The following is an 18,482-nucleotide window of genomic DNA, read 5'->3' as shown; positions in this document are numbered from 1 at the left end:
TTTGTGAATAGTAAGCCAACTGGTTGAAATATGTACTGGTTTGCTACAAAAAATGCTATTTATATCTATGCTAAAAGAGTTAGAATTCACCTGACTCCATTGCAGTTTGTTAGACTGCAAATAGTTACCGTTCACAGGTAGGTATAGATAAGGAACACATAATGACTCAACAAGAAGGCCAAACCTCAGTTTTACTTGAAAACGTATCGTCTTTGATCCGTAGTAAGGTAAAAGCCACAAATGCGTCGCTTGTCGAAAAGTTTGCTAAAACACTCTACAGTAATATGTCGACTGAAGACTTAGCAAGCCGTAATGACAGTGACTTATATGGCGCAGCGCTTAGCTTATGGAATAGCTTGGAAAAACACACTGATGATACAGCGCTTATCCGTGTATTTAATCCAGAACTCGCTAATAATGGTTGGCAATCCTCTCACACAATCGTAGAAATAATCGCAAAAGACATGCCGTTTTTAGTGGACTCTGTTCGCATGGCTTTGGCGCGTGAAAACATTGTTTCACACTTATTACTTCACTCTCCGTTAAAAATTAAGCGCGACAAAGATGGTTTAATCTCTGCATTGTCTGGTATGAAGACAGAGCAAGAGTCTGACTCAAACAAAACCGTGTTCTTTATTGAAATCGACCGTCAGTCTGATAAGTCGGTTATTGCATCTATTAAAAAAGAGTTAGAGTCAGTGTTGGCAGATGTGTCGGTAGCCGTTGAAGACTGGTTAGCGATTAAAGATAAACTTGTGTCTGTCAGCAAAGCGCTGCCAAAACGTAAAGGCATTAAAAATAAAACTGAAGTTAAAGAAACAGTTGAGTTCTTAGATTGGTTAGCAAAAGATAACTTCACACTTATGGGTTATCGCCAATACGACTTATCACCGATTAAAGGTGACTATCAGTTAACGGGTGTGGCTGATACAAGCTTAGGTATGATGAAGTTATCAGATGAGACTAAATCTCGTCGCCTTTCTGATTTACCGGAGGTTGCACGTAAAGAAGCTCACAGTGATAACTTGCTTATCCTTACCAAAACAAACTCACTTTCACGCGTTCATCGTCCAGCTTATATTGATTACATTGGCATTAAACGTTTCGATGACGAAGGCAATGTAATTGGTGAAGATCGCTTCATTGGTTTGTTCTCTTCAAGCTTCTATAACAACAGCGCGGCAGACGTACCGGTACTAAAAAGTAAGATCAAGCGCGTACTTGATATGACAGACTTTGCGCCGGGCACTCATGCATACAAAGCGGTACTTAATATTTTAGAAACGTACCCACGTGATGAGTTATTACAAGCACGCGAAAAAGAATTATTAGAAGTTGCTCTTGGCGTTCACCATATGCAAGAACGTGATATGTCACGTGTATTTGTACGCCAAGATACCTATGGTCGATTCTTCTCGTGCATGGTTTATGTACCAAGAGAGCGCTATAACACGGCATTACGTCGTGAAACGCAAAACATTCTTGCAAATGCGTTTGGCTCAAACGAAAAAGTTGAGTTTACCACCTTCTTCTCAGAATCAATGCTAGCACGTACGCATTATACGGTGCGTGGTTGCGACCAAAATGTTGAATATACAGTGAAACAAATCGAAAGAAATCTAATTGAAGCAGCCCGTACATGGGAAGATAAACTTCACAGTGCATTACTAGAGCGTGCAGGTGAATCGCGCGGCAATGAACTTGCACGTAAATATTCTAAAGCCTTTGCTAGTGCATACCGTGAACAAGTACTGCCAAGTGCTGCTGTTGTTGATATTGAAAAGCTAGAAAGCTTATCAGACGAAAACAAGCTTGCAATGCTGTTTTACCGTCCACAAGAAAGTGCCAATACAAATCAGGTACGTTTAAGTCTATATCACAAAAACGAACCAATTCACTTATCAGATGTAATGCCAATTATTGAGAACTTTGGTCTTCGTGTTATTGGTGAAACACCGTATTCAGTGAAGACCGAAGATGGTCAAGTAAACTGGATTATGGATTTCAGCATGCTGATGAGCAACGATGACCTTGATGATTTCTCAAAGGTGTCGGAGCGTTTCCAACTTGCATTGCTTAATGTATGGAACAACAAGCTTGAAGATGATGGTTTCAATAAACTCGTTCTTGCGGCAAGTTTAAAAGGACGCGAAGCGTCGATCATTCGTGCCTACGCAAAATACATGCGTCAAATTGGTGTGACGTTCTCACAAAGCTACATCGAAAGCACGTTTGAGAACTACCCACACATTGCACAGTTACTTGTAAAGTTATTCGATAAGAAGTTCTCACCTAAGTCTAAGTTTACTGAAAAAGGCTATGAGAAAATCGTTAACGATATTATTGCTGAACTTGATAACGTTGCGAACTTAGATGATGACCGAATTATTCGACTTTACGTTGATATGATTGGTGCAACACTGCGTACTAACTTCTATCAAAAAGACAAAGATGGCATCAACAAGTCTTACATTTCATTTAAGGTTCAACCAAGCCTAATTCCTGAAATGCCATTACCACTGCCTGCGTTTGAGATTTTTGTTTACTCGCCGCGTGTTGAAGGTGTTCACTTACGTGGTGGCAAGGTTGCTCGTGGTGGTTTACGTTGGTCAGACCGCCGTGAAGATTTCCGTACAGAAGTACTAGGTCTTGTTAAAGCGCAGCAAGTTAAAAACACCGTAATTGTACCTGTAGGTTCAAAAGGTGGTTTTGTTTGTAAACAGCTGCCAACTGATCGCGAAGCCTTCTTTAAAGAAGGTCAAGAGTGTTACAAACTATTCATCCGTGGTTTATTAGATATCACAGATAACATTCACCACGGTGAAATTGTACCGCCAGTGGATGTTGTACGTCATGACGAAGACGACCCATACCTAGTAGTTGCAGCCGATAAAGGCACCGCGACTTTCTCAGATATTGCAAATGGCATTTCTGAAGAATACGGTTTCTGGTTAGGTGATGCATTCGCATCAGGTGGTTCAATTGGTTACGACCACAAAGCCATGGGTATTACTGCGAAAGGTGCGTGGGAATCCGTTAAACGTCACTTCCGCGAAATCGGCATTGATTGTCAGACGACTGACTTTACCTGTGTTGCCATTGGTGACATGGCAGGAGACGTATTCGGTAACGGTATGCTGTTATCTAAGCATATTCGTCTGCAAGCTGCATTTAACCACATGCATATCTTCATCGACCCGAATCCAGATGCAGCGTCTTCTTACCTAGAGCGTAAGCGTATGTTTGAACTACCGCGTTCATCGTGGGAAGACTATAACAAAGACTTAATTTCTCAAGGCGGTGGCATTTTCTCACGCAGTGCGAAGTCAATTACACTGACGCCTGAAATTAAGAAAATGCTAGGTACTAAGAAAGCGACAATGACACCAAATGAGTTGTTACGTGCAATCTTAATGATGCAAGTAGACCTAATTTGGAACGGTGGTATTGGTACTTACATTAAAGCGAAATCTGAAACACATGCTGATGTGGGCGACCGTGCAAACGATGCGCTACGTGTTAATGGTGAAGAGCTTAACGCTAAGATCTTCGGCGAAGGCGGTAACTTAGGTGCAACGCAGTTAGGTCGTATCGAATTCACTGCTAACGGTGGTCGCATGAACACAGACTTCATCGATAACGTGGGTGGTGTAGCGTGTTCAGATAACGAAGTAAACATTAAGATTTTACTTAATGGTCTTGTTTCTGAAGGTGATTTAACTAAGAAACAGCGTGACGAGTTACTTTATTCAATGACGGATGAAGTATCAGAGATGGTATTAAAAGATTGTTACCGTCAAACGCACACAATTTCTGTAACACAGTTAAAAGGCCCACAAACGCTTAAAGAGCAAATTCGTTTTATTCATGCGCTTGAAAAAGATGGCAAGCTTAACCGTGATATCGAATTCTTACCGTCAGATGAAGAGTTAGCAGAACGTCAAGCTGCAGGTAAAGGCTTAACTCGTCCTGAGCTTTCTGTACTTGTTTCATACGCTAAAATGGTGCTTAAAGAGCAGCTTGTAATCGAAGAAATCACTGATAATCCGTATTACCGTAGCTTGTTAGTTGATGCATTCCCAGCACCGCTGCGCGAACGTTTCAACAATGCGATGGATAACCACCCACTGCGCGGTGAAATTATTGCAACGAAACTAGCGAACCAAATCGTTAATGATATGGGTCTGAACTTTATCGTTCGTATGAGCGAAGAGACAGGTGCACCAGTAAGCGAAATAGTACTTTGTTACTCAATGGCTAAAGCAGTATTTGAGCTGGGTAATGCATGGCAAGATATCTCTGCCCTTGATAACCAGATCCCGTCAATTGTACAAACAGAAATGTTGTATCAATTACGCCGTACTGTTCGTCGCGCGACACGTTGGTTCTTACGTCACCGCAACAAAGCACTCAACATTGAACAAACAATCGAGTTCTTTGCACCAGCGTTTAATGACTTAAGTGAAAACATCACGTCGTATATGGTTGACGAAGAAGCTGAAAAACTGAATACAGAAATTAACTTATTGGCTAAAGAAGGTGTACCAAGTGCATTGGCTAAGCGCATTGCACAACTTTCAAGCTTGTTCTCAGTGATGGACTTGGCGCAAGTAGCAGATGCATCAAGTAAACCGATTTCACAAGTTTCTGAAACTTACTTCAAGCTTGGTGCGGGTATGGGTCTACACTGGTTCTTAGATCAAATTACTAAGCAACCGGTTGCAAACCACTGGCAAGCACTTGCACGTGCATCGTACCGTGAAGAGCTTGATTGGCAGCAGCGTTCTCTTTCACAAGTTGTGCTTAATAATTGTGAAACAGCGGGTTGTGATGTTGATACCATCATTGAAAGCTGGATGAACGAGCACCAAGTACTGCTTGAGCGTTGGCAGCATATGTTGGCTGAGTTTAAAACGTCGCAAACACACGACTTTGCAAAATTCTCGGTGGCATTACGCGAATTAATGCTACTAAGCCACAATTGCGATACTGCGCAATAACAAAAATTTAGATACAATACCTCGGAATTTTCCGGGGTATTTTTTTATTAAGAGGTCAACACAATTATGTTTTATGATTTAGCGCGTCGTTTTATGTTTAGTAAAGATGCTGAATGGTCGCATGACTTTGCTTTATCAAACCTAAAGCGATTTGCCAATACACCGTTATCGATGTGCTGGTCTCAATCGGTTGCAAGTAAACCAACCACGTTTTTAGGTTTAGAATTGCCAAATCCAGTTGGTCTTGCTGCGGGTCTTGATAAAAATGCCGAATGCATCGATGCCTTTTCACAAATGGGCTTTGGCTTTATTGAAGTAGGTACGGTGACACCACGCCCACAGGCAGGTAACGACAAACCGCGTATTTTCCGTTTACCTCAGGCTAATGCGGTGATTAACCGTATGGGCTTTAATAATAAGGGTGTTGATTACTTACTAGAGAATGTAAAAAATGCGCAATACAAAGGCATTTTAGGCATTAACATCGGCAAGAACAAAGACACGCCTAATGAGCAAGGTAAAGATGACTATATTCACTGTATGCGTAAAGTATTTACAAGTGCATCTTACATTACGGTGAATATTTCATCACCAAATACCCCAGGACTACGTGACTTACAATATGGTGAGGCGCTAGATGATTTACTAGGTTCACTTAAGAATGAGCAGCTTGATTTAGCAGCAAAACACGGTAAACAAGTACCTATGCTAGTTAAAATCGCACCGGATCTTGATCAAATTCAAGTTCAGCAAGTATCGGAATCATTGATCAATAATAAAATTGACGGCGTGATTGCAACTAACACGACGCTTGATCGCAGCGCAGTTGAAGGCATGCAACATGCGAACGAAGCAGGGGGCTTGTCGGGTCATCCAGTTCGTCAGAAATCTACAGAAATAGTTAAAGAAATTAAACGCTTAACTAACGGTGAGTTACCAATTATCGGTGTCGGTGGTATTGATTCAGCTGAATCAGCGAAAGAAAAATTCGCCGCTGGCGCTGATTTAGTGCAAGTGTACACTGGTTTTATTTACCAAGGACCACCGATGATCAAAAAGATCATAAACTCCTTATAAGGATCGGTTATTTAACATTATGATCCTATTGAAAATATTCTAAAAAATAGTTTATTTTTAGTACCATAGCTCTATAATCCTCAAGATGTCATGTTTTGGGGATTTTTTGATATTATGTTGCAAGCAGGGAAAGATTGGCGTTGGCTAACGTGTAAAGAGCGAAACCGTTTAGTGTTGTTTGTTGAATCAACGCGCGAAGAGCTTGTTATGCCATATAAAACGCGTCAACTTACGCAAGCAGCAATCGAGGGCAGTTGCTTTAGCCTCGAAGATGCGGACCTGTATGAGCAGATTTGTCATTATCTTTCAGCTTTTAGCATTTGGAGTGAAGGTGAAATAGCCGTTATTGCACTACATGCGACAGCAGCAAAATTGCACCTTAAGCCAGTTCTCGCTAAAAGTTGGTTTTTCAAGCCTTATCAAGGTCACACCCCAAGTACAGAAGCGATTATTACCCTGAATTCACAAAAGCAAAGCGGTCAGTTTTTGATTATTGAATGTGGTAATGACGCCAGTGTATGTATGTGTTTAGAGCACCAAATGCAACTAGACGATAATTTTGCATTAGGTCGTTTTGAAACCATCAAAGTGCTTAATGATCGTGTAAATCCTATCTTAATCAACCAATCACAACTAAAACGCGCCTAGGGCCTGTTGATCTTTGCCGTTCTATTTTTGTTCTGTTTGGCGTGCTTTTATCGCGGCGCTCGATGTGTGGCCTAGCAATCTAAGCGAATATCGAGCAAAGCTTACGCGTCCTGCTCTCGCCCCTTACCTACATCCATGCTGGCAACAATGAGAAAAGTGCGCTCAAAAGAACCGTTCGGCAGCGCTTGATTGGCTTTTCTACTGTGTTATCGGCTGACTCACATAGAATAACTATGCAACGCAGCCTCTGCCTTGTATAAAACCCAATCAAACTGCTGCAAAAACGAACTTGAAAGGTCGACAGACCCTTGGCTTATCGCTACTCGAATTTAAAACTGTTATACTTCAGCCAGATTTTTTAACTGGGTTTTTTGCTTTGAGCAATTCGCTTTCTTTTATTGCACTAACGTCGATTGGTGTTGAAAATTTACTCGCTACTGAAATTCAAGCGACTGGCGCTGAAATTACTAAACAAAGTATTGGTTCTATTCGTTTTAATGCATCCAATAAGCAAGCACAAACACTGTGTTTAGCGAGTCGCTATGCGACACGGATTATGATGTTATTGACCGAATCGGATACTGTTAATACCAAAGATGATTTATACGCGCTTGCTAAAGGGTTTGATTGGCAAGAGTATTTTGGGCCAACACAAACTTTTGCAATTGATTTTAGCGGTACTAATCGTGAACTGAAAAATACTCAGTTTTCAACACTGGTAGTGAAAGATGCCATTGTCGATTCTTTCTTTGCAAGTCACCAACAACGTCCTAGTATCTCTAAAACGTCACCTAATGTGCGTATTGTTGGTCGCTTAAATAAAGAAAAATGTGCTTTATATATCGACTTTTCAGGCCCTGGTCTTTCGAAACGTGGTTATCGTCCTTATCAAGGCGATGCACCGATAAAAGAACACTTAGCGGCGGCGTTAGTGAGTCGTTCAGGTTGGTTAAATGATACCTCACGCCCATTGTTTGACCCGTGTTGTGGTTCAGCAACGCTATTAATTGAAGCGGCAATGATGGCGTGGAATATTGCACCGGGTCTATATCGCAAACATTTTGCGTTCGAATCACTTCCGGGGTTTCGCGCGGCAAAATTCAAAGAACTAAAGCAAGAACTTAAAGACCAACAAACCGAGCAAAAGCTGTATTTAATTGGTAATGATATTGATGAACGCGTATTACAAAAAGCGCAAAATAATATTGAACATTTACCTTTTGCAAAGTTTATTCAGTTAAAAAAAGCAGATGCCAATAAACTCACTGCCGTAGCAAAACAGCCCGGCGTAGTGCTATCTAACTTACCGTATGGTGAACGTTTAGGTGAAAAAGCAGAGTTAGTTAATTTGTATCGTCACTTAGGTGATGCGTTTAAAAAGCATTTTAAATTTTGGCATTTGGCGCTATTTGCAACCGATGTTAGTTTATTAGCCCTCTTAAAACTTGCTAAGAAAAAGCAGTATAAACTGAAAAATGGCCCGTTAGATTGTGTGCTTAATCTTTATGATTTAGACGAGAAAAATACTGAGCAGTCAAGCCAAACTAAACTTAACTATGATGGCTCGATGGCGTTTGCTAATCGCCTTAAGAAAAACCGTCAAGGCCTTAAATCATGGCTTAAAAAAGAAGGCGTTAGCTGTTACCGTTTATACGATGCGGATATTCCAGAGTACAACGTTGCCGTTGATGTTTATAACGAGTACTTGGTGATTTATGAATATGCGCCACCAAAAACCATTGATGAAGCCACCGCAGAAAAGCGCTTACAAGATATTATTTATTTATCTGCGCAAACCCTTGATATTGCACCAAGCAACATTGTTGTAAAACAGCGTAAGCAGCAAAAGGGCACATCTCAGTATCAAAAAGCACAGCGTACCGACAAGTCAAAAAATAGTATGACGGTAGAAGAATACGGTGTGAAATTTAAAGTTAATCTACACGACTATTTAGACACAGGACTATTTTTAGATCACCGTTTAGCACGTCGTTATATGCAGCAAAATTGCAAAGATTTACGTGTGCTTAACTTGTTTGCGTATACCTGTAGCGCATCAACGCACGCAGCGGTAGGTGGTGCAAAATCAGTGACCAGTGTCGATATGAGTAATACGTACTTAAAATGGGGTCGTGAAAACTTTGCGTTAAATAACCTTAACAGCCCGCGTTATCATTTTGAACAGGCGGATTGCCTTGCATGGTTAGAGCAAGCGAAAGGTCAGTTTGATTTTATCTTTTTAGATCCGCCGACGTTTTCAAACTCAAAGCGTATGAAAAAAGAGTTTGATGTTCAGCGTGATCACATTAAGTTGTTTACCTGGGTAAAACGTATTTTGGCACAAAACGGTACTTTGTTGTTTTCAAATAACAAACGCGGTTTTACGATGAACGAAGAAGGTTTACTTGACCTTGGCTTGATAGCAGAAAATATCAGCGATAAAACACTTTCGCCTGATTTTAAACGCAACAAGCAAATTCACAACGCGTGGCTTATTCGCAATGCCTAAGATATCGCTGTATCACACAGAGGGTTGTCACTTATGTGAGCAAGCGCATGCATTATTTGTGCAAGCCGGCTTAGCTGCATCGCTAGATTTAGTCGACATTGTCGACGATGAAACGTTAATGGCCGAATACCAGACGACGATTCCGGTAGCTGAGTTTAGCACTGGCACAAAATTATTTTGGCCATTTAATCTTGAAGACATTTTAAAAAATAAATAATCATGGATTTAATTAGAATTACAGGAGCGCAGTTAGCGTTCGGCACACACCCATTGCTTGATAATGCAGAAATGCTGATTGAAAATGGCGAGCGGGTGTGTATTGTTGGTCGTAACGGCGCAGGTAAATCAAGCTTGCTTAAAGTGCTTGATAGTCAAATTCAGCTGGATGATGGTGAAATTAACCGTCTGAGTGGATTAAAAGTCGCGCGCCTTGAGCAAGACCCACCAAAAGGCGCAAATGGCACTGTATTTGATTATGTTGCCAATGGCTTACCGCACATTGCGACACTGTTGATTGAATATCACGAAGTTAGCGCGAGACTAAGTCAAGATAACAGTGAAAAAACACTTAAACAGTTCGAGCGTTTATCGTCTCAGTTAGAAGCAAACGATGGTTGGCGTTTTGAAACGCAAATCAACCAAGTGCTAAGTCAGTTAGAACTCGATCCAAACAGTGATTTAACCTCACTTTCGGGTGGTTGGCTTAGAAAAGTAGCGCTAGCGAAAGCACTGGTAGGTGAGCCAGATCTGTTATTGCTGGATGAACCAACGAACCACTTGGACGTTGCCAGCATTGAGTGGCTGGAAAAATTCTTAAAAGAATTTAATGGTGCGATCGTATTTATTTCTCACGACCGTGCATTTATTCGTTCAATGGCAACACGTATTCTTGATTTAGACCGAGGTAAGCTGGTGTCTTACCCTGGTAATTATGAAAAATATTTAGAGCAAAAAGAGCACGCATTAAAAGTTGAAGAAAGCCAAAATGCCTTGTTTGATAAAAAACTCGCAGAAGAAGAAGCATGGATCCGTCAGGGTATTAAAGCGCGTCGTACGCGTAACGAAGGTCGTGTTCGCGCACTAAAACAACTGCGTGTGGAACGAAAAGCCCGTGTTGAAAAACAAGGCAAGGCCGATTTCAACATTGAAAGTGCTCAGCGTTCTGGCAAGTTAGTATTTGAAGCAGAGGCTATTTCACAAGGCTTTACAAGTAAGCCAATAGTGAAAGACTTCTCTACCTTAGTTATGCGTGGTGATCGTATTGGATTAGTCGGGCCAAATGGTGTTGGTAAGACAACGTTACTGAAAATTTTATTTGGCGAATTAGCGCTGGATTCAGGCAAAGTAAAGCAAGGTGTTAATTTAGAAGTTGCTTATTTTGATCAATACCGCTCGGTACTCGACGAAGAAGCTAGCGTGCAAGATAATGTTGCGGACGGTAAACAAGAGGTCAATATCGGTGGCCGCAGTCGCCATGTGCTTGGTTATTTACAAGACTTTTTATTCCCACCAGCACGCGCGCGCTCACCGGTTAAGTCGTTATCTGGCGGAGAGAAAAACCGCTTATTACTGGCAAAATTATTTGTTAAACCAAGCAATGTTTTAGTACTCGACGAGCCGACGAATGATTTAGATGTTGAAACACTTGAATTACTTGAAGAAATTCTCGCTAATTATCAAGGTACTGTGTTGGTTGTAAGTCACGACCGTGAATTTATCGACAATACCTGTAGTACGGTATGGGGCTTTTTAGGTGATGGCAAAGTAGTGGAAGTGGTCGGTGGATACCAAGATTTCCAAAATTATGCGCAGTCACTTGCTGAAAAAACAGTAATTGAACAAAAACAAAAAGACACAGAAAACGACAAAAAAATCAACGATAAGCCTTTAGCTAAAAAAGCAGGCAAGTTATCATACAAATTAAAACGAGAACTCGAAGAGCTACCCGCTTTATTAGAATCGCTTGAACAAGAAGTTGAAGAACTTCAAGAAGTTGTTAACTCACCCGATTTTTTCAAGCAAGATAGCGAGCAAACTCAGAAAACCTTGAACCAATTACAGCAAGCAGAGTCGAAGCTTGAAACCGCTTTTATGCGCTGGGAAGAATTGGAACAGTTACAGGATCAGTAGTAGGAATAAAAATGAAATATAAATTACTTGCAGCGGCAGTTTTTGCTGCAATCACGCCACAGGTTCAAGGCGCTACTCCATATGTTTTAGAAGAGCTTGGCAATCTAGATTACGCTAAACACGCGTATGTAACTGATGCAAACGAAGCGGGCCAAGCCGTTGGTATGGCGCAAGGCGTATTCAATATTGTTATTGATATTGCGGAATTAGATTTTGAAGACACACGTTTGACAAATGCGTATAAAGACCGTGAGCGCGTTTTCGAAAATCGTGATGAAGAGATTACTTTCACACTAGATGATATCGAAAATGGCGATATCAATGGTGATGCGCAAGAATTTCTACAAGACTTTTTATTGTCATCTTATGCTGATAGCCGCTATCAGAAAATTTCTTCAAATAGCGGATCCGAATTTAATGTTGCCATTGAATATAATAACCCAACGCAAGAGCGCGTTATTTATGATGTAGAACACCCTGATTATGATGGTGGTTTAACACGCTCAGTTGAGAACATTTTTACATCAATCTCTGAAGACGGCGTGAAAGCAGGTTGGGGCTCTGCACCTTATACTAAGATTCAATTTACTGAAGACGGCGAAACTGAATCGGACACGCATTATATTCGTGACTTTACACGCCGTGGTTTTGTAATGACCAACACCGGTGAACGAGTTGATTTAATGCCAACAGAAGTAACTTATGGTGGTATTTCTGGTGCGTATAGTATCGTTCAGGTAAGTGATGGTTACTTGGTAGTAGGTGAAACGTCTGTAAGTATTGCTTCTGACTCACAAGAGTCTCTAGACGAAAGTTGTGACGGCGATAAACTTCCAGTAGAGGTATGCCATGAGTCTTATGTAAATTCTTCAAGTCGTGCTCTTTATAACCGTAATGCGACAATGTGGCGTTTAGATAATGCATTGAACGTGACTGATACCGTTGATCTTGGGTTAGGTATTGTACCTGATGAAGATGAGCAAAAGAGAGCGTGGCGCAGTACCGCATTAGCGGTTAATGAAAATGAAATTGCAGTTGGTTATTCTGTTGTTAGGTATCGTGATGGTGACGGTATTACGCAATACCCGGTGTACTACAAAGATGGTAATGTTGTAGAGTTTATTGACGAATACGATTACCGACCAGGTGGTCGAGCAGTTGCTATTAATGATAATAATATTATTACAGGCTATGCAATTAAACGTATTGAAAACACTGAGCGCAGTAAGTTCTTTTATCATAATGTTGCAACTGGCGAGACAACTTTTCCATCAGACTTTTTTAAAAGTAGCTCTGCGGTTGCGACAGACATAAATGATAATGGCCTGATTATTGGTCAAGGCGAAGTTGAAACAAGCTCATCAGCAAGCCGTCGTAAAGAAGCGTTTATTTACGATATTAATAAAGACACGTTCACTAATCTAAATGACTTATTACCGTGTTTTGCAAACGATGGTGAATCATCATTCCCATATGTGGTTGCGGAAGCAATCAGCATTTCAAATGATGGTACTGTATATGGCACAGCGACAAAAACTGTAGATAAGCGTGATGCTCAAGGTAATGTTGTGGTTGATGCTAACGGTAAAGTAGAGCAAGAAAGTGTGGTTGTTTCAGTGAAACTGAAATATAACGCTGATGGTGTAGCTGAGAAGTGTCCTGAAAAAGCGCAAGAAACATATGAACGTCAAGGTGCATCGTTTGCACCATTAGGGCTATTATTATTGCCACTTGTAGCAATTAGACGACGCTTTTTTAAATAGTAAGTGTTTTATACTGTAATTATAAAAGACAAGCTATAAACTCATATTCACAACATATTGATAAAATTATGATTGAAGGCCAACTGCAGAAACAGTTGGCCTTTTTTATTGTGGATCCATTGATCCTCAACACCAAAGGATTATACTGTATTTATATACAGTATAATCCTTTGGTGTATTCATGAATTCACTGATCAAGCAATTACATCATCGCAATCTGCTTTGGTATGCATCCAATCGTATTCAAACAGAGCAGATAGAAAAGCATCAAACGGGCTTTGCGGTTTTAGATGAAAAGCTCGCTGGCGGTATGCCCACTAATGGCGTGATAGAGCTACTGAGTAGTCCCGGCATTGGTGAACTTCGATTGATTGCACCCAGTTTTAAAATGCGGCAAAGCCGTTTTATTGTGTTTATTTCACCGCCTGCGTTAGTTAACAGTGCAGCTTTGCATCATTTAGGTGTTGATGTTAGTCAAGTGTTAGTACTGTATCCTGAGCAACATAAAGATGCGCTTTGGGCAGTAGAACAATGTTTACAAAGTGGCAGCTGCAGTGACGTTATTTATTGGCCGCAGCAAGATTTAACGATTTCCCATATCCAGCGCTTTCAGCAAGCAAGTAAATCGGGTAAAAACCGTTTGTTTTACTTAAATAGCTATAAAACCAGTCAAGGGAGTTTGCCTGTCACTTTAAGCTTAACATTACAAGCACATCCACAAGGGCTGAAAGTAAAGATAAACCGTCGAAAAGGTGGGTGGCCAAGTGATTATTTTATTGTTGATATGCAAACGACATGGCCTTATTGCACCATTGCATCTTCGCCTATCAGCAATGTGATTGCATTTCCGGTTGATAAGGCTGGTTAATGTTAAATTGGCTTTATCTTTACTTTCCACAGTTACAACTCGATACGCAATTTGTAATGTCGAGCACCGAGGTAATTGCCTTAGCCAGTCACCAAGGTAATTTAGTACAACTTTCAACGGCGGCTAAAAAAAAAGGATTAATGCAAGGACAAGGATTAGGGCAAGCTAGTTTATTGGTCTCTGATCTGGCGGTTTACCCCTATCAAGAAGAAGTGGAAGTGGCAGAGCTCAAGCGCATAGCCAGTGTACTTTATAACTACACTGCAGATATTTGTATGATGCCGCCAAAAGGTTTACTGATAGCGTGTGATGGTATGCAGTCCTTATATAACAATAGTGATCAATATTGGCATGTGCTTGAAACACAGTTAAAAACATTGGGGGTTCAGTATTATTTCGCAAGCGGATCTTCACCATTGTTGGCAAAAGCATTAGCACAAGCGGGTACTAATGTGATTTTTACAAACCAACAAAATGCGCGTAATCAGCTTGCGTTATTGTCATTACAATTTGCTGATATCACTACAAAAGAAATTGCTTTGCTAACCCGCGTAGGGATTACGCACTTTAAGCAGTTGTTGGGTGTATCGCTTGATGAGTTAGCTAAACGCTACTCACGTGAATTAGTAATGTATGTAGGTAAATTAACAGGCCAATATCCGCATCGAGTGACGTTTTACATACCTGATACTCATTTTGAAAAACAGCTAACCTTACATTATGAAGTATCGCTCACTAAACATCTTGAAAAACCACTTTTACTTGTATTAAAGCAACAACAAGCTTTTTTACTCTCTACTTTTAAGTTAGCAAAGCAAGTGACCCTTATTTTGCATTTTAGAGAAGTAGCCAATTTGGTCTTTGAACTATCGTCAGCGCATGCTGAATATCGCGCTGAACATTGGTTAACGCTTTTTTTATTACGTTTAGAAAATACCGAGTTACCAGCGCCCGTTATCGCATTAACTATAAAAAGTGATTACCTTGTATCTAATTTAGGTGAAGAAGACGATTTGTTCTCACAGCATAAATCAGGCTTAGATACTGCAATGTTAACAGCAATACTTCAGGCAAAACTTGGGCAGGAGCAGGTTAAAACCTTAACTGTTTATAATGATCTAAGGCCAGAAATAGCTAGCCAAGAGAATACATTCAACACGTTATCAAATGCGCCAAAAATGAATTTAGTCCGGCCAAGTTTTATGCTGCGTTCACCTGTAGCGCTCACTCAGCCAATTATAATATCGCACGGCCCTGAACGCATCGTGACGGGTTGGTGGGATAATAATAATGTTGCTCGTGATTATTTTATTGCACGAGATGAGAGTGGACGGTGGCTGTGGGTTTTTCGTACACCAAAAAAACAATGGTTTATTCATGGGTTTTTTAGCTAATGAATTATGCAGAATTAGTTTGCCAATCAAATTTTTCTTTTTTACATGGGGCATCACATCCCGAAGAGCTGGTTGCCACGGCCGATAACCTTGGTTACTCCCATATTGCGATTACAGATGAATGCTCTGTTGCTGGAGTTGTACGTGCACACCGAGAGATTAAAAACCATAAACGGGCAATTAAGTTAATTGTTGGTAGCTTATTTACGCTTGAAGAGAGTTTAACAGTTGTTTTGTTATGTCCAACAAGAAAAGCTTATGCAGAGTTATGTCGAATAATCACCAATGCACGGCGACGCAGTGAAAAAGGCAACTATTTGCTGACTCGGTGGGATTTAATGTCAATAAAACACTGTCTTTTTATTTGGCTACCAAAGGGCGAAAATATTGATCATCATTGGGCTAATTGGCTTAAAAAACACCATGAAGATCGTTTTTGGCTGGGGTTAACACGCTTTTTATTAGCGCACGAGTCAGAGTATATGGAGCACTGCCAACGCTTGATGGCGCAATATGATATAACGCCTGTGGCATGTGGTCATGTGCTGATGCATCAAGCCAAGAGGTTGCCGTTACAGCACGTATTAAGTGCCATTAAAGCACGTAAAACCGTCGCTCAATTAGGAGAACAACTACTTTCCAATGAAGAATATGCATTACGTGAAAAACAAAAGTTGTCACGTTTATTCTCACCTGATGCTCTGGCGCAAACGACGGCTATTACAAACCGGTGCCATTTCAACCTTGATGAATTGAGGTATGAGTATCCAAGTGAATTAGTGCCAAAAGGCGTTAGTGCAATGGCCTATTTAAGGCAATTAGTGAAACAGGGCATCGTGCATCGTTTTCCTGAAGGGATCACAGCGGATATACAGGCGACCATTGATAAAGAACTCGCATTAATTGAAGAGTTGGATTATCCATTTTATTTTTTAACTATTCATGACATTGTTATGTTTGCTAAAAACAATGGCATTTTGTACCAAGGCCGGGGATCAGCTGCTAACTCAGTGGTATGTTATTGCCTTGAAATCACCGCAGTTGATCCGCGACAAATAGCCGTATTGTTTGAGCGTTTTATTAGTAAAGAGCGAAATGAACCGCCTGATATTGATGTCGATTTTGAACATCAAAGGCGTGAGGAAGTGATCCAATATATTTATCAAAAATATGGTAGAGAACGCACCGCATTAGCCGCTACTGTGGTGAGTTTTCGTTTTAAAAGTGCCATCCGAGAGGTTGGTAAAGCGCTGGATATTGAAAGCAGCAAGCTTGAATATTTTATTAAAAATATCAACCGTCGAGATAAAACAACGCACTGGCAAACGCAGTTACAGCAGCTAGGTTTAGACCCACAATCAAATAAAGCGCAGCATTTTGTATCGCTCACGGAACAAATTTTAGGATTTCCAAGGCACTTATCACAACATGTTGGAGGCTTTGTTATTTCTTCAGGACCGTTATATGAGCTGGTTGCTGTTGAAAATGCCGCGATGAAAGAACGTACGGTGATCCAATGGGATAAAGATGATTTAGAAACCCTTGGTTTATTAAAAGTCGATATTTTAGCCTTGGGCATGCTTAATGCGATACGCAAATGTTTTCAAGAAATTAAAATGCGTCATCAAAGGCAGTTGTCTATCGCTGATATTACCCGAGTAAGCGATGATGCAGCGGTTTATCAGATGATTCAAAAAGCCGATACGGTTGGGGTATTTCAAATCGAATCGCGAGCGCAAATGAGCATGTTGCCGAGGCTAAAACCGGCAAGTTATTACGACTTAGTAATCCAAATTGCCATAGTGCGGCCTGGGCCTATTCAAGGTGATATGGTGCATCCGTTTTTAAAGCGACGTAATGGCATTGAGGCCATTTCATATCCCTCAAATGAGGTTAAAGAAGTATTGGCGCGTACGCTAGGCGTGCCTATTTTTCAAGAGCAAGTTATTAAAATAGCCATGGTCGCCGCGGGCTTTACTGGTGGTGAGGCCGATCAGTTAAGGCGTGCGATGGCAAGCTGGAAAAAGTCAGGAGAATTACAAAAGTTTAAGCAAAAACTGATAAATGGCATGTTGTCTCGAGGTTACCAAATTCAGTTTGCAGAACGCCTTTATCAACAAATCTGTGGCTTTGGCGAGTATGGTTTTCCTGAATCGCATTCGGCGTCGTTTGCTGTGCTCGCATATGTATCGGCTTGGCTTAAACACTATTATCCTGTCGAGTTTTATACGTCCTTACTAAATAGCATGCCTCTAGGTTTTTATAGTGTGTCGCAGTTACTGCAAGATGCAAAACGACACAATATTGAAATTGCCCCGGTATGTGTTAATCACTCATATTATCAACATACAATTACTAAAAAAGGTGTATTACAAATCGGTTTTTGTATTATTAAAGGTGTGATTGCATCTGATATTGAACAGCTTATCGACCAGCGACCTAAAACAGGCTATGAAAGTATTGAACAGCTTAAACAACAAGGCGTTAAAGCGCGATTATTAGCACAACTTGCCAGTGCCAACGCTTTATCTGTGCTTGCAGGCAACCGCTTTGCAACACGTTGGCAGATTATGAACAGTGAAAGTGATTTACCACTTTTTAACGGCTTTAACACTAATCAAGCAACAGAGCAAAGGCCAGCAGTGTCGTTTAACCAAGCACCCAGTGAATTAGATAATGTCGTTGAAGATTATCAATCAACCGGGTTTTCCCTTGGTTTACACCCAATTGACTTATTAGAAGCTGAGGGAGTGTTACCATCGTTTTGTAAGGCAAATGAATTAACAGGAAAAACACATAAATCATTAGTGACAGTGATAGGTGTTGTGACAGGAAAACAAGCGCCGGGCACTGCTGCTGGCGTGACGTTTATTACGCTTGAAGATGCGACAGGAAATATCAATGTGGTCGTGTGGCAGGGCACATCACACGAACAGAAAAAAGCATTTCTTGGCGCGAAAATTTTACAAGTTAAAGGAATATTAGAACGAGAAGGCGATGTTATTCATATTATTGCAGGCAAACTTATCGACCTAACTGATAAGTTAGATAAATTAGCCGCGAAATCTCGGGAGTTTCATTAGTACTTAAATG

10 protein-coding genes are annotated in these 18,482 nt (G+C 40.7%); all 10 read left to right on the top strand.

Annotated elements, in window-relative coordinates:
• Positions 1-161: 161 nt before the first annotated feature.
• The 10 genes from ACXAFE_RS07530 (at position 162) to ACXAFE_RS07485 (ending at position 18,472) form a co-directional block, all read left to right on the top strand.
• A complete protein-coding gene (locus ACXAFE_RS07530; RefSeq protein WP_475150816.1) occupies positions 162-5,000 on the top strand; it encodes an NAD-glutamate dehydrogenase in 4,839 nt (1,612 codons plus the stop codon).
• A gap of 66 nt (positions 5,001-5,066) precedes the next feature.
• Positions 5,067-6,077, top strand: coding sequence for a quinone-dependent dihydroorotate dehydrogenase (gene pyrD, locus ACXAFE_RS07525; RefSeq protein WP_475150812.1), 1,011 nt, complete (start codon positions 5,067-5,069; stop codon positions 6,075-6,077).
• Between the two features lie 114 nt (positions 6,078-6,191).
• Positions 6,192-6,725 carry a cell division protein ZapC domain-containing protein gene (locus tag ACXAFE_RS07520; protein WP_475150810.1) on the top strand — a complete coding sequence of 178 codons (534 nt, stop codon included), beginning with the start codon at positions 6,192-6,194 and terminating at the stop codon, positions 6,723-6,725.
• Between the two features lie 376 nt (positions 6,726-7,101).
• Positions 7,102-9,234 (top strand): bifunctional 23S rRNA (guanine(2069)-N(7))-methyltransferase RlmK/23S rRNA (guanine(2445)-N(2))-methyltransferase RlmL, encoded by a 2,133-nt coding sequence (rlmKL, locus tag ACXAFE_RS07515; RefSeq protein ID WP_475150807.1) that lies wholly within the window; start codon positions 7,102-7,104, stop codon positions 9,232-9,234.
• Positions 9,227-9,451, top strand: a complete 225-nt coding sequence (locus ACXAFE_RS07510; RefSeq protein WP_475150804.1) for a glutaredoxin family protein — start codon at positions 9,227-9,229, stop codon at positions 9,449-9,451. The genes rlmKL and ACXAFE_RS07510 overlap by 8 nt, the downstream gene beginning before the upstream one ends.
• A gap of 2 nt (positions 9,452-9,453) precedes the next feature.
• Positions 9,454-11,364 (top strand): ATP-binding cassette ATPase Uup, encoded by a 1,911-nt coding sequence (uup, locus tag ACXAFE_RS07505; RefSeq protein WP_475150800.1) that lies wholly within the window; start codon positions 9,454-9,456, stop codon positions 11,362-11,364.
• An 11-nt stretch (positions 11,365-11,375) separates the two neighbouring features.
• Positions 11,376-13,127, top strand: a complete 1,752-nt coding sequence (locus ACXAFE_RS07500) for a DUF3466 family protein (RefSeq protein ID WP_475150797.1) — start codon at positions 11,376-11,378, stop codon at positions 13,125-13,127.
• 181 nt (positions 13,128-13,308) lie between these two features.
• A complete protein-coding gene (imuA, locus tag ACXAFE_RS07495; protein WP_475150794.1) occupies positions 13,309-13,995 on the top strand; it encodes a translesion DNA synthesis-associated protein ImuA in 687 nt (228 codons plus the stop codon).
• Positions 13,995-15,389 carry a Y-family DNA polymerase gene (locus ACXAFE_RS07490; protein ID WP_475150792.1) on the top strand — a complete coding sequence of 465 codons (1,395 nt, stop codon included), beginning with the start codon at positions 13,995-13,997 and terminating at the stop codon, positions 15,387-15,389. Before imuA ends, ACXAFE_RS07490 begins: the two co-directional genes overlap by 1 nt.
• Positions 15,389-18,472 carry an error-prone DNA polymerase gene (locus ACXAFE_RS07485; protein ID WP_475150789.1) on the top strand — a complete coding sequence of 1,028 codons (3,084 nt, stop codon included), beginning with the start codon at positions 15,389-15,391 and terminating at the stop codon, positions 18,470-18,472. The genes ACXAFE_RS07490 and ACXAFE_RS07485 overlap by 1 nt, the downstream gene beginning before the upstream one ends.
• The last annotated feature ends 10 nt before the right edge of the window (positions 18,473-18,482 follow it).

This window comes from Pseudoalteromonas sp. ABV4_021 (assembly GCF_056159365.1).
Note: the sequence above shows the minus strand (reverse complement) of the source record. Positions and strands in the feature narration are given on the sequence as shown.